This is a genomic window from Nonomuraea roseoviolacea subsp. carminata (assembly GCF_024172185.1).
GTDB classification, from domain to species: Bacteria; Actinomycetota; Actinomycetes; order Streptosporangiales; family Streptosporangiaceae; genus Nonomuraea; species Nonomuraea roseoviolacea.
In genome coordinates, this window is sequence record NZ_JAMZEC010000001.1 from 2,320,757 (window position 1) to 2,343,671 (window position 22,915).

Sequence of the window (22,915 nt, forward strand, 5' to 3'; positions counted from 1 at the left end):
CCGACGGTCCGGGAGGGGGCGCCCGTCCCGTCACTGCTGCCGAGCGGTGTACCCGAGCTGGAAGTTCGCGTGGTCCCACAGCGTCCCGGTGATGCGGTCGCCGCAGACGAACCGGATCTTCCGTGCGGGCGCGCCGGTCAGGGGGTCGGTCGAGTCGACGTCGTCGGCCACGCCGCACACCTTGTTCGCCGAGCTGTTGCCGAGCGGGACCACCGACACGGCGCCGAGGTGGCCGCGCTGGAGGTTCTGGTTCTCCAGGAAGACCTGGAAGTGCCCCTTGGCGAGCTTCTCGAAGGTGACGCGTCCGGGCACCCCCCGGAACACGTCGCGCTGCTGGGCGGCCGGGACGGCCACCGGCTGGTCGGCACCGTCACCCGCGCTGAACGGCGGCGGGGTCAGGTAGGCGTACGAGAGGGCGCCGGCCTTGCCCAGGGTGTTGACGTCCTCGGCGTACGAGAGGTTCAGTGGCGTGTCCACCGCGGTGCCGTTGTTGTTGTGACATGCGACCCGAACCTTCTCGATCTTGTCGTTCAGCGGGTCGGGGGCCGCGCCGGTGACGTTGCAGAGCACACCCGGGGTGCCGCCGGCGGCGCTGACGTCGATGGCGTGCGGCCGGGCGCCGGTGTCGCGCGGGATCGCGAGGTTGAAAAAACCGGGGTTCGCGTTCGGCGCCGGGTCCCGCCTGACCGTGATCGGGCCGCCGACGCTGAACTGCTCGGCGGGGGTGACCGTGGCGGTCGGCGCGGCGACGAGCTGGGCGATGTCGTCCTGTGACAGCCGTACGGTGCCGAGCCGGCCGGCCTCGGTGCCGCCGCGCGTGTACGCGACGGTGAACGAGAACGGGTCGGCGAGCTTGCCTGTGCCGTCGAAGCACTTGACGGTCAGCCACAGCACCCCGCTCACCAGGTTCGACGGCACGCCGGAGGGCACGCAGGCGGTGAGCCCGGACAGGGTGGAGTGGGCCTGGACGACGCCGGGCACCGCCACGCCCGGACTGAGGGCGGTGCCGAGGCCGGGGAACTGCACCTCGTAGACGCCCTGTCCGGACCGCTTGGCGGAGACGCCCTGCCCGGCGCTGCTGTACACGTCGCCGGCGGCGAGCGGGGTCCACGAACCGGTGGGCAGGGTGCCGCTGACGTTCGCGTAACCGGCGGCGACGGGCGCGGCGAGGGCCACCGGCGCCGATCCGGGGGCCGGGGCGGGAGCCAGGGTGGGAGTGGGGGCCGTGGCTCGCGCGGCGGCCGGTGACGTGATCCCGGCTAACGAGCAGACGACGCCGGCCAAGGCCAGCGCGGCGGCCGCGAGCCCTCCCTTGTCGAATCGCATGATCTCTCCTCCGTGATGGGTTGCGACTGTGGTGGGTCGCGACTGTGGTGGGTCGCGACTGTGGTGGGTCGCGACGTCCGGGTGACGGACGTCCACCATGATGGGAGTCACGCGACGTGGGCACCGCGTCCTTTTACGTGATCACGAAAAGGGTCCCGGACGAGGCGGTCGGCTCAGAGCAGCTTGTCGCGGGCGTAGGCGGCGGCCTCGGTGCGGTTGCGGACGCCGAGCTTGGCGAAGGCGTTGTTGATGTGCGTCTTGACCGTCGTCTCCGCGATGAAGAGCGCCGAGCCGATCTCCGCGTTGCTCAGTCCCCCGGCGACCAGCCGCAGCACCTCGACCTCGCGTACCGTCAGCCCGTCGGGGCAGGCCGGGACCGGCGGCGGCGGGGCGGACCGCGACAGCGCCTCGACCAGGCGGCGCGACACCGCGGCCGAGAACGTCGACTGGCCGGCGGCGGCCGAGCGCAGCGCGGCGGCGATCTCGGCGCGCCCGGCGTCCTTGGTGAGGTAGCCGCAGGCGCCGGCCAGCAGCGCGGAGTCCACGGACCGGTCGTCGTCGTAGGTCGTCAGCACCACGACCGCCACGTCCGGATGGTCGCGGGCGATGCGCCGGGTGGCCTCCACGCCGTCCATCACGGGCATGCGCAGGTCCATGAGCACGACGTCCGGACGCAGCTCGGCCACCAGCCGCAGGGCCTCCTCGCCGTCGCCGGCGTCGCCCGCCACCTCCACGTCGTCGACCAGGTCCAGCAGCGCCACCAGGCCCTCGCGCATGAGCTGCTGGTCGTCCACGACCACGACCCTCATTCCGGCACCTCCGCCCGCACCTCCCAGCAGCCGCCCACCGGCCCGGCGCCCAGGGTGCCGCCCGCGAGTGCCAGCCGCTCCCGCATGCCCTGCAGGCCGTGCCCCACCGGCATCCCCGCCGGCTCGCTCCCGAGCGCGTACGGGTTGCGCACCACCAGCCGCACCGCGGCGTCACCGTAGCCGATCTCGACCGTGACCGGCTCCCCCGGCGCGTGCTTGGCGGCGTTGGTGAGCGCCTCGCGCGCCGTGCGCAGCAGGCAGACCTCGGCCGCCGGGGTGATCGGCCGCCGCGTGCCCGTGGTGCGCAGCTCGGCGGCCACGTCGTGGTCCCTGCGGTGCTCGGCGACCATCAGGCTCAGCGCGTCCGGCAGCGGCGGCACGTCCTCGCGCAGGGCCGCCACCGCCGAGCGGGCCTCGACCAGCCCTTCCCTGGCCAGCGCCCGCGACCTGCGGATCCGGGTCACGGCCGCCTCCACGTCGCCCCGCTCGGTGAGCACGGCCTCGGCGACCTCAAGCTGCACGCCCAGTGCGCCGAGGGAGTGCGCGAGCACGTCGTGCAGCTCCCTGGCGATACGGGCCCGCTCGTCGAGCGCCATGGCCCGGGCCCGGTCCTGCTGGGCCCGGCGGTATTGGCGCCGGTGCAACGCGAACAGCACCGTGCACACCACGACCGCCCCGCGGACCACGATCGCCGAGCGCGGCTGCCCCCACCACACCATGCCGGCGGCCATGGCCGCCATGTCGGCCGCCGTGACCGCGGCGATCGCCCCCATGCCCGGTGTCCCGTGCGCCGCGAACAGCAGCAGCATCGCGAACACGAACACCGGAGGCCCCGCGTCGCCCGACCCCGACACCAGCGCCGCGATCACCGAACCGGCCCCGAGCAGGGCCACGGCCACGCGCGGGAACCGGCCGTCGAGCACGACGAAGGCCAGCCAGCACGCCATCGACGCGCCGAGCGCCGCCCACTCCAGGGCGGGCGCGCGCTCGGGCGACGTGGTGGCGAGCGACCAGGCGAGGACCAGGGTGATCAGCAGCCTGACCAGGCGGCCGGTCTCCGGGTCGTCGGCCGCCAGCAGCCGGACGACCCGTCCCCATACCTCCCGCATCGCCTAGTGCGAGTCCCGCAAGGACAGAATCATGTCCACCAAGATAAGCCGGAAGGCCACGAAGCCGGCGACCACCAGCAGCGCCACGACCACGACCGCGAGCAGGAACTTGCCGTTCATCTTCCCCCCGTTGGCGTCCAGGAGCCGGTGCAGCACGTCGAGCCAGAGCCGGCCCGACGGTCCAGAGCGTCTGTTCATGGCCTGGACGGTACGGATCGGCCGGGGTGGAACGGCACCTCCGAAGGGTGGAGAGCGGGGTGGAGCTCTAGGTGCTGGCGCGGACGGCCAGGTGGGGTGGGAGCAAGGTGGAGTCCGGGACCTCCAGGCCCTGCAGTTTCCGCATCACCAGGCGCACCGCCTCCCGGCCCACCTCCTCCGCCGGGATCAGCACCGACGTGAGCGGCGGGCCCGCGCGTTCGGCCACGTCGTCCGGGCAGATGGCCACCACCGCGACGTCCTGCGGCACCCGGCGGCCGAGCTGGCGCAGCGAGCCGAGGACGTGGTTGACGGCCGCCTCGTTGTGGACGACGAGGCCCGACAGCGCCGGGCGGGAGGTGAGCAGGCCGGCGACCGTCGCGTGGACCTCGTCGAACGTCTCCTCGCACGGCAGCGCCACCCCCTCCAGGCCGTGCACGGCGAGCGCCGCCGTGAAGCCCTCGCGGGTACGGCGGGCGAAGCCGGTCCCCCGCTCGTACACCACGGCCGGGGCGCCCAGCAGGGCGACCTGCCGGTGCCCGCGCTCGGCGAGGTGGGCGACGCAGCGGGCGCCGGCGGCGGCGAAGTCCAGATCGACGCAGGTCAGGCCGGCGGGCTCGGCGGGGAAGCCGATGAGCACGCTGGGCTCGGCCAGCTCACGCAGCAGGGGTACGCGGGGGTCGTGCAGCTCGACGTCCATGAGGACGAGGGCGTCCACGAGCGCGCTGGCCGCCACCCGCCGGATGCCCTCGGGGCCCTCGTCGGCCGTCAGCAGCAGCACGTCGTGGTCGAAGCGGCGGGCGGCGGTCACCACGGCGGTGGCGAAGCGCATGAGCACCGGCACGTGCATGCCGGCCCGCAGGGGCAGCACCAGGGCGATCACGTTGGACCGCTTGCTGGCCAGCGAACGGGCCCCGGCGTGCGGGTGGTAGCCGAGCGCGTTGATGCTGTCGAGCACGCGCCTGCGGGTGTCGGCCGAGATCGTCCGCTTGCCGCTGAGCACGTACGAGACCGTGCTGACCGCGACGCCGGCGTGCCGGGCGACCTCGGCGATGGTGACCGCGCGCCCGCTCAAGCGACCCCTCCCTCCGCGTGCGCGGTGACCGGGCACCAGGTGAGGTCGGCGAGCGTGACGCCGTCGTTCTCGAACACGACATAAACATCGTGGACCCCGCCGGAGCGCGCAAGCGGAGCCGTGAGGGTCTGGAGGGCGTGGCGGCCGGTGCGGGGCACGGGGAGGGCGGCCAGCGCCTCGCCGTGGAGCGGGTCGCCGAGCCGCACAGTGATCATCCCGCCGTCGGCCGACCCGGCCGTGACCGCGCACGAGGCGACGCCCGCCAGGTCCACCTCCCGGAACGCGATCCACGCGCCCTCGGCCTCCGAGCGGACGGCCTCGCCCGCCACCGGGCCGGCGTCCACGAACGCGACCGCGTCGTACTCGTCGTGGTCCATGGCCCGCAGCGGCCCGACGCGGGGCGGGATCGTCTCGCCGGGCACGTCGAAGCGGGCGCACAGCCGCAGGTCGGCGGCGCTGCGGCCGACCATGAGCTGGTGCGGGGCGCTCTCCACCACGAACCTGCCCCGCGTCACGTCCCAGAACGCCAGCTCCTCCACCGGCAGCCGGAGCGTGACGACGCGGCTCTCGCCGGGCGCGAGCCGCACCTTCTCGAAGCCGCGCAGCCGGCGCAGCGGCTGCTTGACGCGGGAGCGCCGCTGGTGCGTGTAGAACTGGACGACCTCGACGCCCTCGCGGGCGCCGGTGTTGGTGACCGTGACCTCGGCCGCCACCACGCCGTCCGCCGGCCGGACGCGCAGGCCGGCGAAATCGAACGTGGTGTAGCTGAGCCCGTGCCCGAACGGGAAGAGCGGCGTTCCCCGGAAGTACAGGTACGTGGCGTCGGCGGTGATGATGTCGTAGTCGAGCAGGTCGGGCAGCTCCTGGGCCGAGCGGTACCACGTCTGGGTGAGCCGCCCCTCGGGGTCGGCGTCGCCGAACAGCACCTCGGCCAGCGCGTGGCCGTACTCCTGGCCGCCGTGCGCCGACCAGAGCACGGCGGGCACGTCCGGGGTGCTCCAGGTGAGGGGGTAGCCGCTGGTGAGCACCATGACGGTACGCGGGTTGGCGGCGAGCACGGCGGCCACGACCGCGTCCTGGGCGGGGGCCAGGGCCAGTCCGGCGCGGTCCTCGGTCTCGCGGCCGTTGACCAGCGGGTGGTCGCCGACCACGACCACGGCGACGTCCACCTCCGCGGCCAGCTCGGCCGCCCGCGCGGCGCCGCTCCTGACGACCTCCATGGCCAGCCAGACGGCCCGGTCGGCGTCGTCCACGAGACGCAGGACGCCGTCGTCGCCGCGGCCGACGTAGCAGCCGGTGGAGATGTGCCGCAGGGCGATCAGGCCGCGGGGCCGGTCCTCGACGCGGAACGTCTGGCGCACCTCCCAGCCGTTCGGGCCGGGCTGGTCGTTGACGAGCACCCCGTCGTCCACCGACACGAAACGGCCGGTGGCGGCGGCCCGCAGCGCGTAGGCACCGCCACCCCAGTCGAACAGGTCGAACTGGCCGAGCTGGTCGAACTGGCCCGGGGAGCCCGCCGCGCCGTCCCCGTGCGGGGCGGACGGCCCGGCGCTCGCCAGGCCGGCGCTCAGTGGGCCGCCCGCCGGGTCGGCCGTCACGGGGCCGGCCTCCGCGGTGAGCGTCACCCGGTCCACGGCCTCGCAGAACACGGTCGCGCACCGCTCGGCCAGCCCCGCGCGGGCGGTGACGGCGTACGGCAGCGTGCCGCTGTACCAGTCCTCCATGAGCGTGTCGCCGAGCTGCCCGATGACCGCGACCTTGGCGACGGGGCCGAGCGGCAGCAGCCCGTCGTTGGCCAGCAGCACGATGGAGCGCCGCGCGGCCTCCCGGGCGAGGTCCTGGTGCGCGGGGCAGTTGACGACCTCCTCCGTGACGTCGTCGTACGGCGTCGCGGGGTCGAACTCCCCGAGCCGGAACCGGATCGACAGCACGTGCCGCACGGCCCGGTCCACGTCGGCCTCGGCGAGCAGCCCGCGGCGCAGCGCCTCGCGCAGGTGGCCGAGCGTGGCGTCGGGCCGGTCGTCGTCCTGGGTGAAGCTGTCGAGCCCGGCCTTGACGGCGTGCGCGTACGCCTCCGGCAGGGTGTCGTGGTAGCCCTGGACGCCGGTCAGGTTGGCGGGGGCGTAGGCGTCGCTGACGACGAGGAGGTCGCCGGGCGCCCAGGCGCGCAGCGCGCTCTCGATCAGCGGGCTGAGGTGGGCGGGCCGGCCGTTGACCAGGTTGTACGAGGGCATGACGGCGACGGCCGCGCCGCTCTCGACGGCGGGCCGGAAGGCGGGCAGCTCGTACTCGTGCAGGACGCGCGGCGGCAGGTTGCTGGAGGTGACGCAGCGGTCTGTCTCGTTGTTGTAGGCGAGGAAGTGCTTGAGCGTGGGGGCCGTGCGCAACACCGCGGGATCGCTCCCACGAAGCCCGCGGGCGTACGCCTCGCCCATGATCCCGGTCAGCCAGGGGTCCTCGGAGTAGCCCTCCTCGTTGCGTCCCCAGCGGGGGTCGCGCAGCGGGTTGACCACCGGCGCCCAGACGTTGCGGCCGGCGCCGGCCGGGTCCTTGCGGTGGAAGGCGAGCACCTCCTCGCCGGTGGCCTCGCCGACCCGGCGCACCAGCTCGGGGTCCCAGGTGGAGGCGAGGCCGACGGCCTGGGGGAAGACGGTGGCGGGGCCGAGCCAGGCGAGCCCGTGCAGCGCCTCGGTGCCGGTACGGAACGGGCCGACGCCGAGCCGGTCGACCGGCGCCTGGTACTGGTGCAGCAGGCCGAGCTTCTCGTCGAGGGTGAGCCTGCCCAGCAGGTCGGCGACCCGGCCGGCGAGCGGCGCGCCCGGGTCCAGGTAGCGAGCCGGTTCTCCGGAAGGAGCGGGCCGATGCGATGACGCGGGCCCATCCGAAGGAGCGGGCGCAGGGCGAGGAGCGGGCGCAGGGGAAGGAACGGGCGCAGTGGAGGGGGCGGGCGCAGGGCGAGGAGCGGGCGCGGTGGAGGGGGCGGGCGCCGTGGAGGGGGCGGGGGACGGATCACCGGTGGGCGGCTCGGGAGAGGGGGCGGGGTCCTGTGACGGGGGGCGGAACGGTACGGGCATGGCCATCCCTCTGGGACTCTGCGACTTTGCGACTGTCGAAGCGCTTCGACGACCGGCCGGGAGGTTACGCGGGGATTTCGATGGGTTCCCTGAAGGGTGCCCGTCCCGGTGAGCGAGGTCAAGAGTCAATTCACGAGATTCGCGATATTCCCCCCGGCAGCCGGCCCGAGTCGACGGAGTCGAGCACCCGGGCCGCCCCTCCCAGCGCCGCCGCGTCGAGGCCCAGGGTCGAGGCCACGACCTCGCAGCCGCCCCCCTCCGGCGCGATCGCCCGGTCCGCCACCTCCGCCCGCACCGCCGGCAGCAGCCACGGCGCGAGCGGCACGTAGTAGCCGCCCAGGACGACGACCGCCGGGTTGAGCAGGTTGGCCAGCACCGACACGCCCCGGCCGAGGCTGCGGCCCGCCGCGTCCAGAGTGGCCAGGACGGCCGCGTCGCCGGCGCGGGCGGCGCGCACGGTGTCCTCGATCTCGACCGGGATCTCGCCCGGCGACAGGTCGCGCCGCAGGATGGCCCCGATGCCGGCCACGGCCTCCAGGCAGCCGCGGCGCCCGCAGCGGCACGCGGGCCCGTCGGGGTCGAGCTGCACGTGGCCGATCTCCCCGCTGTAGCCGAGGGCGCCGCGCCGCAGCCGCCCGTCGAGGATGACGCCCGCGCCCACCCCGATCTCGCCGGTCAGGTAGACGAGGTCGGCGGCCCCGGCCCGGGCGCCGAAGCGCTGCTCGGCCAGGGCGGCGAGGTTGGCGTCGTTGTCCACCTGGACGGTGAAGCCGGGGTCGCGCAGCGCCTTGGCCAGGTCGCCGCCGATGTCGGCGTCGCGCCAGCCGAGGTTGGGCGCGATGCGCACGACGCCCTGCACGTCGACCAGGCCGGGCACGGCCACGGCCAGCCCGAGCACCTGCCGCTCGTCGCGGGCCATGCGGCCGACGACGCGCCGGACGATGGCGGCGACGGCGGCCACGTCCTGGCCGGCCGACCCTCCGGCGGAGAAGGCGCGCCGCCAGGTCAGCAGCCGCTCCCCCGCGAGCCCGGTGGCGACGGCGGAGACGTGGTCCACGTTGATCTCCACACCGATGGCCGCGTACGGGGAGCCGTCGAGGACGAGCATCGTGGCCGGGCGGCCGACGCGGTTCTCGGTGAGGCCGGTCTCGCGCACGAGCCGGCGGTCGATGAGATCGGCGACGAGGCTGGAGACGGTCGCCTTGTTCAGCCCGGTCGAGGCCGCGATGTCGGCGCGCGAGCACGGCGCGTGCTCGCGCACGAAGCGCAGCACCACCGCGAGGTTGGTGGCGCGCACATCGGCGAAGTCGGCCGGCTGCGGGCCGGTCGTGGATGTGATCAATGAAGCCCCGTTCCCGCCAAGGAGTGTCCCCAGCATGCCGCATCGCGGGCGCCCTTCACCAACCTGTGACCCGGACGGTCCCTTGTGGCCGCGGTCACCCTCCCTTAGTTTGTTTGGTTGGAAGCCGAACTAATTCTAACCGCGACGTCACCTGCCCCGACAACCCCCGAAGGAGCGCGCCGTGACACCTCCCCCGCAAGGCGCTTCGACCGCTCAGGCGACCACCCGGCGCGGATTCCTCGGGCTCGTGGGACTCACGGCGGCGGCCGGCGTGCTGTCGGGCTGCAGCCCGCCCGGAACCCCCCGCCCCGGCACGGGCGGCGCCACCGCCGCGGCCGGCGACCAGCTCAAGGCCCTCACGCCGACGTTCGTCCCGTTCGACGCGATCAAGCCCGACCTGCCCGGCACCAGGTCCACCCTTCCCGGCGTCCCGGACATCAGCGGCGGGTTCAGCTCCTACCCGGCCGACCCCGTCCCCGCGCTCACACGGAAGGCCGGCCGGGGCGGCAGCTACAAGGCCATGACCCCGCTCTGGGGCCCGCCGCCGCCCGGCCTGGCGGCCAACTCCTACTTCCAGGCGGTCAACGCCGACATCGGCGCCACCCTGGAGTTCCAGATCACCGACGGCGTCACGTACGTCGACAAGGCCGTCGCCCGGCTCGCGGCCCGCGACATCCCCGACCTCATGTGCATCCCGAACTGGGAGATCGACAAGATGGCCGACTTCAACAAGGCCGTCGACCAGGCGTTCGAGGACCTCACGCCGTACCTCCAGGGCGACCGGGTCAAGGCGTACCCGCTGCTGGCCAACATCCCCACCGCCGCCTGGCAGTGGTCGGTCTGGAACGGCAGGCTCATGGGCGTCCCGTACCCCACCGAGCCGTTCCCGTACGGGCTGCTCTACCGCAAGGACCTGTTCGACAGGCACGGCTGGAACCAGAACCCCAAGACCGCCGACGAGCTGTACCGGCTCGGCAAGGAGATCACCGACGCCAAGGCCAAGCGGTGGGCGTTCGGCGACATCCACGAGATGGCCTGGCCCATCTTCAAGGTGCCGCAGGAGTGGCGCTACGAGGGCGGCAAGCTGGTCCACAAGTACGAGACCCCCGAGTGGGAGCTCATGCTTGAGTGGATGCGCAAGCTGTTCGCCGAGGAGCTCATCCACCCGAGCGTCGCCGGCAGCAAGGGCGCCAACGAGAAGGAGCTGATCGGCGCCGGGCAGATCCTCGTCTACCGCGACGGCCTCGGCGGCTGGAAGGAGCTGCTCCAGCAGCACCGGCCGAAGAACCCCGGCTTCGCGCTGGGCGTCTTCCCCGTCTTCGCCCACGACGGCGGCACGCCGATCATGTACCACAACACCGCGGCCGGCCTGTTCACCTTCGTCCGCAAGGGCACGCCCAAGGCCCAGGTGGAGGAGCTGCTGTCGATCCTCGACTGGTGCGCGGCGCCGTACGGCACCAAGGAGTACGAGCTGTCCAACTACGGCGTCAAGGGCAGGCACTTCACGCTCGGCTCCGACGGCGTGCCCGAGCTCACCGACCTCGGCACCAAGGAGGTCGCCTACACCTACGGCTTCCTCGGCGGCCGGCCGCTGTACGTGGACTGGCCGTTCCCCGACGCCACCAAGGCCAACCTGGCCTGGCAGAACGCCACGTTCCCGTACATCGAGAAGACGCCGTTCGACGGGATCAGGATCCAGCGGCCCGGCAAGTACGCGGGGCTCCAGGTGCCGACCGAGGACAAGTTCACCGACATCATGCGCGGGCGGCGGCCCGTCAGCGACGCCAGGCAGATCGCGGCGGAGTGGCGGCGCGACGGCGGCGACGAGGCCCGCGCGTTCTACCTGAAGGTCCTGCGGGACAACGGCCGTGCCTGACGGCTCCGTAGGCTCCGGGGCGGCGGGTGACCTGACCGCGCCCGCCGCCCCGGACACCATCCAGGACACCGGCGGACGCGTCCGGCGCGCCACGCTGCGGGCCCGGCTGCGGCGCGACTGGCAGCTCCTGCTGATGACGGTGCCGGCGATCGGGCTGCTGCTGGTCTTCCACTACGTGCCGCTGCTCGGCAACGTGATCGCCTTCCAGGACTACTCGCCGTACGTGGGGATCAAGGACAGCCCGTGGGTGGGCGTCGCGAACTTCCAGTGGCTCATGCTGGACGAGAGCTTCTGGGACGCGACGCTGAACACGCTGACCATCACCGCGTTCCAGCTCGTCTTCTACTTCCCGGTGCCGATCGTGCTCGCCGTGCTGCTGGACAGCGTGATCCGGCCCCGGCTGCGGCTGCTGATCCAGAGCGTCGTCTACATGCCGCACTTCTTCTCGTGGGTGCTGGTCGTGACGCTGTTCCAGCAGATGTTCGGCGGGGCGGGGCTGCTGGCGCAGACGTTGCGCGACCACGGCTACGCCGGCCTCGACATCATGACAAATCCGGATACGTTCTTGCTGCTCGTGACCGGCGAGACGATCTGGAAGGACGCCGGCTGGGGCGCGATCATCTTCCTGGCCGCGCTCGCCGCGATCGACCAGAACCTCTACGAGGCGGCGGCCGTGGACGGCGCCGGCCGATGGCGCCGCCTGTGGCACGTCACGCTGCCCGGCCTGCGGCCGGTCGTCATCCTGCTGCTCATCCTGCGGCTGGGCGACGCGCTCAACGTCGGCTTCGAGCAGTTCTTCATCCAGCGCGACGCGGTCGGCCGCGACGCCGCCGAGGTGCTCGACACGTTCGTCTACTGGCGCACGCTGCTGACCGGCGAGTGGAGCTACGGCGCGGCGGCCGGCCTGGTCAAGGGCGTGGTCGGGCTCATCCTCATCCTGGTGGCCAACAAGGTCGCCCACCGGTTCGGCGAGCAGGGGATCTACAAGAGGTCTTGACATCCTCCCCCTCGTAAACGAGGGAGATTCCAACCGTCGCCGGTCGGCCTTCCTGGTTCACCGCCGGTCGCCCGCCCGAGAGGACTCTCGTTGGGGTCTTACACCAGCTCCGCAGGCGTTTCAGCTCTCCGCCAGCCCAGCGGCGAGCACGTTCTTCGCTGCGTTGACGTCCCGGTCGTGGACCGCGCCGCAGCCGCAGGTCCATTCCCGGACATTCAGCGGCATGGACTCTTGGAGGGCCCCACAGGCCGAGCACAGCTTGGAGGAGGGGAACCAGCGGTCCACCGCCACCAGCGTGCGCCCGTACCAGGCCGCCTTGTACTCCAGCATCATCCGCAGATCCCGCCAGGCCGCATCCGCGATGGCGCCGGCCAGCGAACGGTTCTTAACCATGTTGCGGACGACCAGGTCTTCCACGGCGATCACTTGATTCTCGCGAACAAGCCGTGTGGTGACCTTGTGCAAGAAGTCCCGGCGCCGGTCGGCGACCCGGGCGTACACCCTCGCCACGCGCAGCCGAGCCTTGGCCCGGCTGTTCGATCCCTTGTCCTTGCGAGCGAGCGCCCGCTGAGCACGAGCCAGCTTGCGCCGGTCGGCCCGCTCGAACTTCGGGTTGGCGATCTTCTCGCCGGTCGAGAGTGTGGCCAGCGCCGCGATCCCGGCATCCACGCCCACCGACCGCCCGGCCAGCGGCAGCGGCGAGATCTTTTCCTCGACCAGGATGGATACGAACCAGCGCCCGGCAGCGTCCCTCGACACCGTGACCGTGGACGGCTCCGAATTCTCCGGCAGCGGGCGCGACCACACGATGTCCAGCGGCGCGTCCATCTTCGCCAGGGTGAGCCGACCGTTCCGCCAGCGAAACGCGCTGCGGGTGTACTCCGCGCTCCCGCGGGACTTCTTGCGCGACTTGAAGATGGGGTACTTGGCGCGGCGCGAGAAGAAGTTCGCGAACGCCGCCTGAAGGTGGCGCAGCGCCTGCTGCAACGGCACCGACGACACCTCGCCCAGGAACGCCAGCTCCGGTGTCTTCTTCCACCGGGTGAGCGCCGCGGAGGTCTCCACGTAGGTGACGCGTTTGCCTTCCAGAGTGTAGGCGCGGGTGCGCTCTTCCAGAGCCTTGTTGTAGACCAGGCGCACGCAGCCGAACGTCCGGACAAGCTCGTCGGCCTGCTCGGGGGTGGGGTAGAAGCGGTACTTGTAGGCCCGCTTCACCAGCTGCGGCACGCCTCCTATTCTGCCGCGAGATCGGTTGGGCGGCGGCCTATTGCGGCTGACAGCGGCCCGCCCGGCGGCGAATCGCCGACCCGCGCCCTGCTCCGCAGGGATCCGATTCCTTCCTCGCCTGAGGGCGCGGTCTCCTCGGAGGTTTTCGATGAACGCGGCATCCTGGGCGGAGCGGCCCTCGCTGATCGGGCGCACGGGCAAGGCGGTCGCGCTGGCCGCGATCGTCGTCGCCGTCGTCTTCCCCGTGTACATGGTGGTGCTGACCAGCCTGTCGACGCAGGAGGCGGTCACCCGGGCGGGCGGGCTCGTCACGGTTCCGGGTGAGATGTCGCTGGCCGCCTACAGGGAGCTGTTCGCGGGCGGCGTGGTGACGCGGGCCGTGCTGGTGAGCCTGGGCGTGACCGTGGCGGGCACGCTCATCAGCCTGACCGTCACCACGCTCGCCGCGTACGGGCTGTCGCGGCCCGGCTCGCTGCTGCACCGGCCGCTGCTGTTCCTGGTGCTGCTGACGTTCCTGTTCGGGCCGGGGCTGATCCCGAAGTACCTGGTGGTGAGCGGGCTGGGGCTGATCGACTCGTACTGGTCGCTGATCCTGCCGGTGGCGGTCACCGCCTTCGACCTGGTGGTGATGCGGGCGTTCTTCATGGGCATCCCGGGCGAGGTCACCGACAGCGCGCGCATCGACGGGGCGAGCGAGGTCACGATCCTGCGGCGGATCGTCCTGCCGATGTCGCGGGGCGTGATCGCGGTGATCGGCCTGCTGTACGCCGTCGGGTACTGGAACGCGTTCTTCGACGCCGTGCTCTACCTGAACGACACGGCCAAGTGGCCGCTCCAGCTCGTGCTGCGGCAGTACGTCTACCAGGGCCAGTCGATGTTCGCGGGCCAGAGCGCGGACGCGGCGGCGGCCGGGCGGAGCCTGCCGCCCAACCTGGCGATCCAGATGTCGATCGTGGTGATCGCGCTGGTGCCGGTGCTGTTCGTCTACCCGTTCGTGCAGCGGCACTTCACCAAGGGCGTGCTCATCGGGGCGGTCAAGGGGTGACCGGAAGTCGCCCGGTCACCCCTTCTCAGGTCACGAGGCCGCGCAGGTCACCGTGGGGTTGGCGTTGGCGCCGGTGAAGGAGGCGTTGAAGCCGAACGAGGTGCTCGCGTTCGGCTGGAGGGCGCCGTTGTAGCCGGCGTCGGTCACGCTGACGGCGGCGCCGGTCTGGCTCAGGGTGCCGTTCCACAACTGGCTGATCTTCTGGTCGCCGCCGTACGTCCAGGTGACCTTCCAGCCGGTGGTGGCCGACGAGCCGGTGTTCCTGACCGTGACCTCGGCCCCGAAGCCGCCCGGCCACTGGTTGCCGACGGTGTAGGTCACGGCGCACGCCTTCCCCGTCGTGGGAGTGACGGTGGGAGTGGGGGTGGAGGTCGGGGTGATGGTCGGGGTCACGGTGGGCGTCGGGCCCGTGCGGTCGCCGTAGACGATGCCGCGGCCGTTGGTGCCGAGGTAGACCCGGCCGTAGATCCGCGGGTCGCCGGTCAGCGCCTCGCCCATGTTGCCGTACTGGTGCTTGTCGTCGTTGATCCGCACCCAGGTGGAGCCCGCGTCGTCCGACCGGAAGAGCCCGGCGACGCCGTCGATCGTGGCCACCGTGAAGACCGCCGGGTACGTGCCGCCGGGCGCCGCCTTGCCGAAGCCGGCGTTCACCGACGCGGTGACGCCCGGCAGCTTCGTGAAGGACGCGCCGCTGTCGGTGGAGTGCCACAGGCCGCCGTCACCGGCCAGCCACAGGTCGCCCTCCCTGCCGGGGACCGCCTTGACCTTGCCGCCGGCCGGCAGGCCCGTGGCGGCGGTGGCGGTGAAGGACGCGCCGCCGTTCGTGCTGACGTGGAGACGGCCGCCGCTGAAGCCGTAGAACTTCGACGCGTTGACCCGGTCCGACTCCACGATCGCGTCGGTGGGCAGGCCGGAGACCTGCTGCCAGGAGTTGCCGTACCCGACCGAGTAGACCGGCGTGGCGCCCTTCGGCGCCCAGACGAAGCGGGAGCCGTCGGCGGCCGCCGCAACCGTGCCGCCCTCGTCGATGCCGCCCGGCTCGGTGCCCTGGAACCAGTTCGCGCCACCGTCGGTGGAGAAGGCCACGTGGCTGTCGTTCGGCCGGTCGGAGTCCTTGAAGCTCCCCGCCCGGACCATGATCGACGGTGTCTTCTCCGCGTAGTCCAGGCTGGTGGTCGAGGTGAAGACCGGGGCGGTGAACATCGTCGACGGCACGGCGTCCAGGTTCGTGTGGCGGAAGCCGCCGACATCGCCCAGGGCGCTGATGAGGGGCGCGCCGCTCGGCGGGCTGATCAGGTCCAGGACGGCCGTCTCCTCCAGGCCCCTGGCCATGGGCTTGACGGTGAACTGGCGGCCCGAGTCCCACTTGGTGAGGTCCTCGGTGCCGTAGATCGTGGCGCCGGTGCCGTACATCATCCGGTTCGAGTCGAACGGGTCGATCTCCAGCGACTCCGTCATCCAGCCGAGCTTCGGCGTGACCTCAGGCGGCTGCGGGTTGGTGCCGAACGTCAGCCACGGGTTCTCCGAGATGTCCTGCTTGTAGCGGAAGCTGCGGTTCGGGTACGAGGTCCAGTCCCACACGCGGGTCCAGGTGGCGCCGGAGTCGGTGGACCTGAAGAAGATCACGTCCGGCCACCAGGAGATCTGCGTGGCCACCATGATCGTGCCCGGCTTCTGCCGGTCGACGGTCAGGCCGCTGTAGCCGAAGTAGTCGTCGGAGCCGGTCGACGGGACGGGGCTGATCCGGGTCCAGGCGCCGGTCGCGGTGGCGTAGCGCCACACGTCGCCCTTGGCCCCGTCGTACGGGCCGCCCGTGTCGCTCGTGGCGATGTAGAGGTAGCCGTTGACGGTGTCCAGCACACCTTTGTGGGCCAGGTAGCCGGTCGGCTGGCCGGCCACGCGCGACCAGGTGACGCCCGCGTCGGTGGTGCGGTAGACGCTGTTGTCCTTGTCGGCGACGCCCACATAGATGGTCTTGGTGGCGGCGCCCTTGGCCGACGAGCGCGGGTCGTAGGTCACCCAGACCACGCCCGGCTTGTGGCTCAGGTAGCCGTTGGGGTCGCTCGGGTCCTGGGCGTAGGTGCCGGCGTTGGGGAAGCTCGTCACCTTGGCCCAGGTGACGCCGTAGTCGGTGCTGCGCCACAGGCCGTTGCCGTTGGGGGTGCCGAGGTAGAGGACGCTGTTCCTGTTCGGGTCGACGGCCAGCGCCTCGCCCATGCCGCGGCCCGGCATGTTGCCGCCGAGCTTGAACGGCAGGGCGGTCACCTGCCAGGTCGCGCCCTTGTCGCCGGAACGCAGGACCGCGCCGTTGTTCGGGTCCCAGGAGTTGGTGTACATGCCGGCCGCGACGTACACGCGGTTGGTGTCCACGGGGTCGGTGGCGAGGCTGATCACGCCGTTGTAGCCCCACTTGTCCCAGCCGAACCCGTCGAGCAGCGGGGTCCAGGACTTCGTGGACTGGTTCCAGCGGTAGGCGCCGCCGATGTCGGTGCGGGCGTAGACGAGGTCGCGCTCGGTGGGGTTGAAGACGATGCCGGGGACGAAGCCGCCGCCGTCGATTCTGACGTTCTTGAACGCGTAGGGATCGGAGGCGACGGCGGAGACCGGCGCCATCCTGACGACGACCGCCGCGAGGGCGACGGCGGCGATCAGGAGCATGCTGAACAACCGTCTCGACATGGGGGGTAACCCTTTCCGGGCATGCGTGCCCAAAGGTGCCGCCCGCCCGGATGGCCTCCATGCACGACCAGGTCTCGGGGACCCTGACCGTCGCCTCACCCTCGCGCATGAGCCTCGACTCCGAGGCTCACACACGTCTCACGTCAGGTCAATAGTTGGGACGCGCAACCAATCACGGGGTGAGCCGCAGGTCCCTGAGCCGCAGGTCGCCCTTGAAGACGACGTACAGGTCGCCCTTCCCGGGCCGCACCGTGGCGCTCGCCGTCCCGTACCGGTAGACGCCGCCCGTGGCCGGCACCTGCGCGGTGCCGAGCAGCGCGCCGGTGGGCGAGCCGAGCCGCAGCTCGACCGAGCCGCCGCCGGCCGAGGCGACGCCCGCCGTGAGGCGGGAGCCCCACGAGGCGCCCGTGAACGAGATCCAGTCACCCGCCGACCCGGCCACGACGTCGCCGCGGACCTTGGTCTCGTCGGCGAACTCCACCCCGGAGTAGCCGTCGAAGTCCATGGCGCGGGTGGCCTCGGCGAGGTCGCGCACCGGGACGGTCTCGCCGGCGACCTGGAGCGTCGTCCGGGCCCGGACCTGGTCGGAGGAGGAGCCGACGAGCACGTCGTGCGTGGCGGTCTCCACCACCCACCTGCCCCGGGTGTGGTCCCACACGGCCAGGTCCGAGCGCCTGAGCGGGAACGTCACGGTTCTGCTCTGGCCCGGGTTCAGCGCGATCCGCTGGAAGCCGCGCAACTGCTTGACCGGCTGCTGGAAGCGGGAGCGCTGCTGGTGGGTGTAGAGCTGGACGACCTCCTCGCCCTTCACCTTGCCGGTGTTGGTGACCTTGACGCTGACCCGCTCGCCCTGGACGCGCAGGCCCTGGTAGCCGAAGGTCGTGTAGCTGAGGCCGTGGCCGAAGGCGTAGAGCGGCCGGCCCCGGTGGTACAGGTACGTCATGCCGGTTTTGACCAGGTCGTAGTCGAAGCGGCTGGGCAGGTCGTCCGTGGCGTACCACGTCTGGGTGAGCCGCCCGGCCGGGTTGACGTCGCCGAAGAGCACGTCGGCGACCGCGTGGCCGGTCTCGGCGCCGGCGTGGGTGGTCCACAGCAGGGTCGGCGCGTCCACGATGACCGGATAGCTGGTCTCCAGCACGACCACGGTCCTCGGGTTGGCCTTGCGCACGGCGTCGATCAGCCGCCGCTGCCCCTCGCCGAGCTGGAGGTTGTCGCGGTCGTGGAACTCGCGGGCCGCGACGAACGGGTGGCTGCCGACCACCACGACCGCCACCTCGGCCTTGCGGGCCTGCTCGGCAGCCGCGGCGACGCCGTCGGAGACGACCTCCTTGGCGAAGCGGGCCGCCTGCGCCTTGGGGGCCAGGCCGAGCGTGCCGTCGGCGCTGACGCTCACGTACGGGTCGGGCAGGCCGTACCAGCTCTCGACGCTCTCGTAGCCGGCGTAGCGGACCAGGTAGGAGCCGTCGCCCTGCCTCTCCATCGCGAACTGCTGCTGGACGTACCAGCCGTCGGGCTCGGCGTCGTCGGTGTCGAGCGAGCGCCAGTCGCCGCCGAGCAGCTTGCCGTTGCCGGCGTTGCGCAGCGTGGAGACGCCGCCGGTCCAGTCGGTCAGGTCCCACTGGGAGGCGGGGGTGGGGGCGGTGTCCACGAGGGCGGCGTTGTCGTCGGGGCCGGTGCCGGTGGCCGTGAGGTACCTGCCGGTGCCGAGGTGCTTGAGCGCGATCCGCTCCAGCCCGGCGCCGGTCGTGACGTCGGCGACGCGTTCCTTGATCCCGTCGAGCGGGGTCACCTGGTAGGCCGCCTGCCCGCCGTACCAGTCGCGGTGGAGGCGGTCGGCCAGCGGGCCGACGACGGCGGCGCTCTTCGGCCCGGCGAGCGGGAGCACGCCGGAGTTGCGCAGCAGCACGGCCGCCTTCCCGGCGGTCTCGCGGTTCAGCCTCCGGTGCGCGGGGCTGTCGATCACATCCTTGGTGATCTTCTTGTACGGCCCGCCGTCGGGGTCGAAGTGGCCGAGCCGGAACCGGATCGACAGCACGTGGCGCACGGCGTCGTCCACGTCGGCCTGGGTGAGCAGGCCGCGGTCCAGGGCGCTCTGGAGGAGCTGCGCGGTCGGCCCGGGGTTGCTGTCGTCCACGGTGTAGCTGTCGAGGCCGGCCTTGAGCGCCGCGGCGAACGCCTCGGGCTTGTCGTCGTAGTACTTCTCCAGCTCGGTCAGCGCGTACGGGCCCCAGGCGTCGCTGACGTTGTAGAGCGTCTTGTCCGTCCAGGACCGGACGGCGTCGTCCAGGTCGGGGTTGACGTGGTTGGGCCGGCCGTTGACCAGGTTGTAGGAGGCCATGACGCCGGTCGCGGCGTCGGCGGAGATCGCCGCCCGGAACGCCTTCTCGTAGTACTCGTGCCTGAGCTTGGGCGTCAGGTTGGAGGAGGTCACGCCGCGGTCGGTCTCGTTGTTGTAGGCGAGGTAGTGCTTGAGCACCGGCGCCGTCTTCAGGTGGAGGGGGTCGTCACCCTGCAGGCCCTTGCCGTACGCGGTGGAGACGGCGCCGGTCAGCAGCGGGTCCTCGGAGTAGCCCTCCTCGTTACGCCCGGCCCGGGGGTCGCGCAGGAGGTCCACGACCGGCGCCCACACCTGGAGCCCCCACAAGGTGGGGTTGACGGCGTTGTAGCCGCGCGCCTCGTCGCCCACGGCCGAGCCGACCCGCTTGATCAGGTCCGGGTCCCAGGTGCTGGCCAGCCCGACGGCCTGCGGGAAGACTGTGCCGCTGGCGAACTTCTGCTTCCAGCCGTCGTCGAGGTCGTTCGACCAGGCGACGCCGTGCAGCGCCTCGGTGCCGTTCTTGTGGTACGGGACGCCGAGGCGCGGGATGGCCTGCTGCGACTGGTGGAGCAGGCCCAGCTTCTCGGGCAGCGTGAGCCGGCCGAGCAGGTCGTCGATCCGCCGCTCCAGCGGCAGGGCGGGATCACGGAAGGGCGGCTCCTCGGCGGCCTGCGCGGGCGCGGCCAGGAACGAGGCCGCCAGCGCGAGGACGGCCAGGAGGGAGGTGCGGCGTAAGCGTGGGGGCATGGCTGCTCCAGTGCGGGAGGCTCACTTGACGGCGCCGACCGTGACGCCTCGGGTGAGCGTGCGTTGGAAGATCAGGAAGAACGCGACCGCCGGGACGATGCCGAGCAGCGCCGAGGCGCTGGACATGGTGGCGTCCATGTACTTCTCGCCCTGCAGGACTCCGAGGGCGACGGGTACCGTCTGGTTGTCGTTGGAGATGAGGAAGATGAGCGGCAGGAAGAACTCGTTCCACGTCCAGATGAAGAAGAAGATCAGCAGGACGTTGATCGTGGGGCGGCTGATGGGCACCACGATCCGCCACAGGGCACGGAAGCGGCCCGCGCCGTCGATGGCCGCCGCCTCCAGGATCTCCCGGGGGAACTGGCCGAGGACGGCGCTGAGCAGGTAGGTGCCGAACGCGGCCTGGATCGCGGTGAACACGATGATCACCGAGAGCTTGGAGTCGTAGAGGCCCACCTCCTTCGACAGGTAGTAGAGGGGGTAGGCCAGCGCCTCCTGCGGCAGCGTGTTGCCCACGAGGAACAGCACGAGGATCCACAGCCGGCCGCGCACCCGCCCGATGCCCAGCGCGTACGCGTTGAGCACCGACAGCACGACCGCGAGCACCGCCACCGAGCCGCTGATGACGAGGCTGTTCCAGAGCTTGCCGCCGAAGTCGACGCGCCTCCAGAAGTCGGCGATGCCCTGGAGGTACAGCTCGCCCGGCAGGCTGAGCGGCCCTTCGGCGCCGTACTCCGCCGGCGACTTCACCGCGTTGACCGCCACGACCAGGAACGGGAACAGCATCACCGCGGCCAGCACGACCAGCGCCGCCAGCACGGCCCACCGGCCCGGCCCCGCCCTCATGACTCACGCTCCTGCACGCGCAGGAACAGGAACGTCACCACGATGATGATCAGGGCGAGCACCGTGGCGATGGCCGAGCCGTAGCCGACGTTGCTCTTCTGGAAGAAGCTCAGATACGAGAAGTACGACGGCACCATCGTGGCGTTGCCCGGCCCGCCGCGCGTCAGCACGTAGATCGGCCCGAACACCTTGAGCGCCGCGATCGTGCAGGTCAGCAGCACCACGAACGTCTCCGGCCGGATCTGCGGGATCGTGATGTGCCAGAACCTGCGCCACCACGACGCCCCGTCGATCTCGGCCGCCTCGTGCAGCGCCGGGTCCACCCGCTGGAGCCCGGCCATGAAGATGACCACCGGGTAGCCGAGCTGGAACCACACCATGACCGCCATGACCGTGGCCAGCGCCAGGTCGGGGTCACCGAGCCAGTCCAGCTTGAGCCCGAAGATCTCGTTGACCGCGCCGTACGACGGGTGCAGCATCCAGCCCCACACGACGCCGGCCACCGCCACGGGCAGCACCTGCGGCAGGTAGTACGCCGCCCGCAGCGCGGCGGCCGTGCGGGCGCCGAACCTGCGGCCGATGTAGTCGAACAGGACGGCCGCGAGGAGCAGGCCGAGCGCCGTGGGCACGATCGCCATGGCCACGATGAGGCCGACGTTGTGCTGGAAGGACTGCCAGAAGCGCTCGTCGTCGAGCAGCCGGGTGTAGTTGTCCAGCCCCACCCAGCGCGGCGTGCCGACGCCCGACCAGCGGGTGAAGCTCGTGGCGACGTTCATGACGAACGGCGCCACGATCACGGCGAGGAACAGGACCAGGCTGGGGGCCAGATACCACCAGTAGCCCTTGGTGCGAGCCCTCATCTAGTTGCCGATGTCGGCGAGGTTGTCCTCGTACGGCTTGGCCAGCTCGTCCAGCACCTGGGCCGGCGGCTTGCTGCCGTTGACGAGGTTCTGCACGCCCGCCACCATCACGTCGTAGTAGCCGGGCGCCGGCCAGTCGGGGTAGAAGGCCAGGCCGTCGGCGGCGGTGAGCTTGTTGAAGCTCTCGATCAGCTCCTTGCTCCGCGGGTCGGTGATCGCGGCCGGGTCGGCGGCCACGGGGACGCCGCCGGAGTTGCCCAGCAGGTTCTGGATGTCCTTGCTCATCGTGATGTCGATGAAGTCGTAGGCGAGGTCCTTGTTCGCCGACTTCTCGGGGACGACCCACACGTTGCCGCTGGAGCCGGGCGACATGGTGGCGCCGGGGAACAGGAAGTGGCCCCACTCGAACTTCTTGATCTCGGAGGCGAACCGGCCGTACCACCAGCTCCCGCTGATCATCATGGGGTACGTGCCCTTCATGAAGGCGACGCCCATGTCCTCGGCCTTGAGCCCGGCCGCGTTCTTGTCCAGGTAGCCCTTCTTCACCCAGTCGGCCAGGGTCTGCGCGCCGTAGGTGAACTCGGGCCCGTGGAAGTCCACCTTGCCCTTGTACGACTGGAAGGCGTCCACCCACGGCCGCTGCGCCTTGGTGAGGGCGAGCTGGTAGAAGATCTGCTGGGCGGGGTACTCGGCGCCGGCCGTGGCGATGGGCGTCACGCCGGCCTTGACGAACGTGTCGAGCGCCGCCGTGAGCTCGTCGAACGTGCTCGGCACCTTGACGCCGTGCTTGGCGAACAGGTCCTTGTTGTAATAGACCATCACGAACTCGCCGTAGTTGGGCACGCCGTACCACTTGCCGGAGCCCATGACGCCCCGGTCGTCGTACTTCGCTGTCACCTGGAGGCCGCCGGGCAGCAGCTTGTCCCAGCCGCGCTTGGTGGCCTGCTCGCTCAGGTCGGCCAGCAGCCCCTGCTTGGACAGCAGGCCGGCGGTGGCGTTGCCCTTGTTGTACTCCATGACGTCGGGCGCCTCGTCGGAGTTGAGCACCATGCTCGCGGTCTTCTGGATCTGCTCGAAGCCCTTCTCCTCGAACTTCACGGTCACGCCGGGGTGCGCCGCCTCGAACCGCTTGACCGCCTCGGCCCACGCCTTGCCCATGGCGCTGTCGGCCGTCTCGTAGTGCCAGAGCTTGAGCACGCGCGGCTCGCCGCTCGCGGCGGTCTTCCCGCCGTCGCCCGCGTCACCCGAACCGCCGGACCCGCAGGCCGCGAGCGCCAGCGCCACGGCGGCCAGCACCGCGACGCCCATCGACTTTTTCATCAGATACCTCCGAGGAGACCCCTGCCTTCAGGCGAGGGAGAAATCGGATCATCCCTGCTGAGCAGGGCAAG

At 71.7% G+C, this 22,915-nt stretch carries 15 protein-coding genes and 1 pseudogene; 3 read left to right on the forward strand and 13 right to left on the reverse strand.

Annotation, left to right across the window (positions count from 1 at the left end):
• Positions 1-30: 30 nt before the first annotated feature.
• The 7 genes from HD595_RS10430 to HD595_RS10460 form a co-directional block, all read right to left on the reverse strand.
• Positions 31-1,326, reverse strand: a complete 1,296-nt coding sequence (locus tag HD595_RS10430) for a hypothetical protein (protein WP_253767981.1) — start codon at positions 1,324-1,326, stop codon at positions 31-33.
• A gap of 173 nt (positions 1,327-1,499) precedes the next feature.
• A complete protein-coding gene (locus HD595_RS10435; RefSeq protein WP_253767982.1) occupies positions 1,500-2,135 on the reverse strand; it encodes a response regulator in 636 nt (211 codons plus the stop codon).
• Positions 2,132-3,244, reverse strand: coding sequence for a sensor histidine kinase (locus HD595_RS10440; protein ID WP_253767984.1), 1,113 nt, complete (start codon positions 3,242-3,244; stop codon positions 2,132-2,134). Before HD595_RS10440 ends, HD595_RS10435 begins: the two co-directional genes overlap by 4 nt.
• A 3-nt stretch (positions 3,245-3,247) precedes the next feature.
• Complete coding sequence (locus tag HD595_RS10445; RefSeq protein ID WP_253767987.1) at positions 3,248-3,442, reverse strand: hypothetical protein; 195 nt, start codon at positions 3,440-3,442, stop codon at positions 3,248-3,250.
• 67 nt (positions 3,443-3,509) lie between these two features.
• A complete protein-coding gene (locus HD595_RS10450) occupies positions 3,510-4,514 on the reverse strand; it encodes a LacI family DNA-binding transcriptional regulator (protein ID WP_253767988.1) in 1,005 nt (334 codons plus the stop codon).
• Complete coding sequence (locus HD595_RS10455) at positions 4,511-7,588, reverse strand: glycoside hydrolase family 3 protein (protein WP_253767990.1); 3,078 nt, start codon at positions 7,586-7,588, stop codon at positions 4,511-4,513. The genes HD595_RS10450 and HD595_RS10455 overlap by 4 nt, the downstream gene beginning before the upstream one ends.
• Before the next feature lie 130 nt (positions 7,589-7,718).
• On the reverse strand, positions 7,719-8,930 hold the full coding sequence (locus HD595_RS10460; RefSeq protein ID WP_253767992.1) for an ROK family transcriptional regulator: 1,212 nt from the start codon (positions 8,928-8,930) through the stop codon (positions 7,719-7,721).
• 181 nt (positions 8,931-9,111) lie between these two features.
• Between HD595_RS10460 and HD595_RS10465 the strand changes: the two genes are divergently transcribed.
• Together HD595_RS10465 and HD595_RS10470 are read left to right on the forward strand one after the other, a co-directional pair.
• Entirely contained in the window at positions 9,112-10,806 is a 1,695-nt protein-coding gene (locus HD595_RS10465; protein WP_253767994.1) for an extracellular solute-binding protein, read from the forward strand.
• Positions 10,799-11,803 (forward strand): ABC transporter permease, encoded by a 1,005-nt coding sequence (locus HD595_RS10470; RefSeq protein ID WP_420540699.1) that lies wholly within the window; start codon positions 10,799-10,801, stop codon positions 11,801-11,803. Before HD595_RS10465 ends, HD595_RS10470 begins: the two co-directional genes overlap by 8 nt.
• Before the next feature lie 34 nt (positions 11,804-11,837).
• Here the strand turns inward: HD595_RS10470 and HD595_RS10475 are convergent.
• Positions 11,838-13,030, reverse strand: a pseudogene (locus HD595_RS10475) (RNA-guided endonuclease InsQ/TnpB family protein); the annotation flags it as partial.
• Positions 13,031-13,178: 148 nt separating this feature from the next.
• On the opposite strand from HD595_RS10475, the gene HD595_RS10480 reads away from it, so the two are divergent.
• Positions 13,179-14,075 carry a carbohydrate ABC transporter permease gene (locus tag HD595_RS10480; RefSeq protein ID WP_253767995.1) on the forward strand — a complete coding sequence of 299 codons (897 nt, stop codon included), beginning with the start codon at positions 13,179-13,181 and terminating at the stop codon, positions 14,073-14,075.
• A gap of 30 nt (positions 14,076-14,105) precedes the next feature.
• On the opposite strand, the gene HD595_RS10485 is transcribed toward HD595_RS10480, so the two are convergent.
• From HD595_RS10485 to HD595_RS10505, 5 genes are all read right to left on the reverse strand, one after another.
• On the reverse strand, positions 14,106-16,754 hold the full coding sequence (locus HD595_RS10485) for a cellulose binding domain-containing protein (RefSeq protein ID WP_253767997.1): 2,649 nt from the start codon (positions 16,752-16,754) through the stop codon (positions 14,106-14,108).
• 172 nt (positions 16,755-16,926) lie between these two features.
• Entirely contained in the window at positions 16,927-19,818 is a 2,892-nt protein-coding gene (locus HD595_RS10490; RefSeq protein WP_253767999.1) for a glycoside hydrolase family 3 C-terminal domain-containing protein, read from the reverse strand.
• Positions 19,819-19,839: 21 nt separating this feature from the next.
• On the reverse strand, positions 19,840-20,664 hold the full coding sequence (locus HD595_RS10495; RefSeq protein WP_253768001.1) for a carbohydrate ABC transporter permease: 825 nt from the start codon (positions 20,662-20,664) through the stop codon (positions 19,840-19,842).
• On the reverse strand, positions 20,661-21,524 hold the full coding sequence (locus tag HD595_RS10500) for a carbohydrate ABC transporter permease (RefSeq protein ID WP_253768003.1): 864 nt from the start codon (positions 21,522-21,524) through the stop codon (positions 20,661-20,663). Before HD595_RS10500 ends, HD595_RS10495 begins: the two co-directional genes overlap by 4 nt.
• Positions 21,525-22,844, reverse strand: a complete 1,320-nt coding sequence (locus HD595_RS10505) for an ABC transporter substrate-binding protein (RefSeq protein ID WP_253768005.1) — start codon at positions 22,842-22,844, stop codon at positions 21,525-21,527.
• Positions 22,845-22,915: the final 71 nt, after the last annotated feature.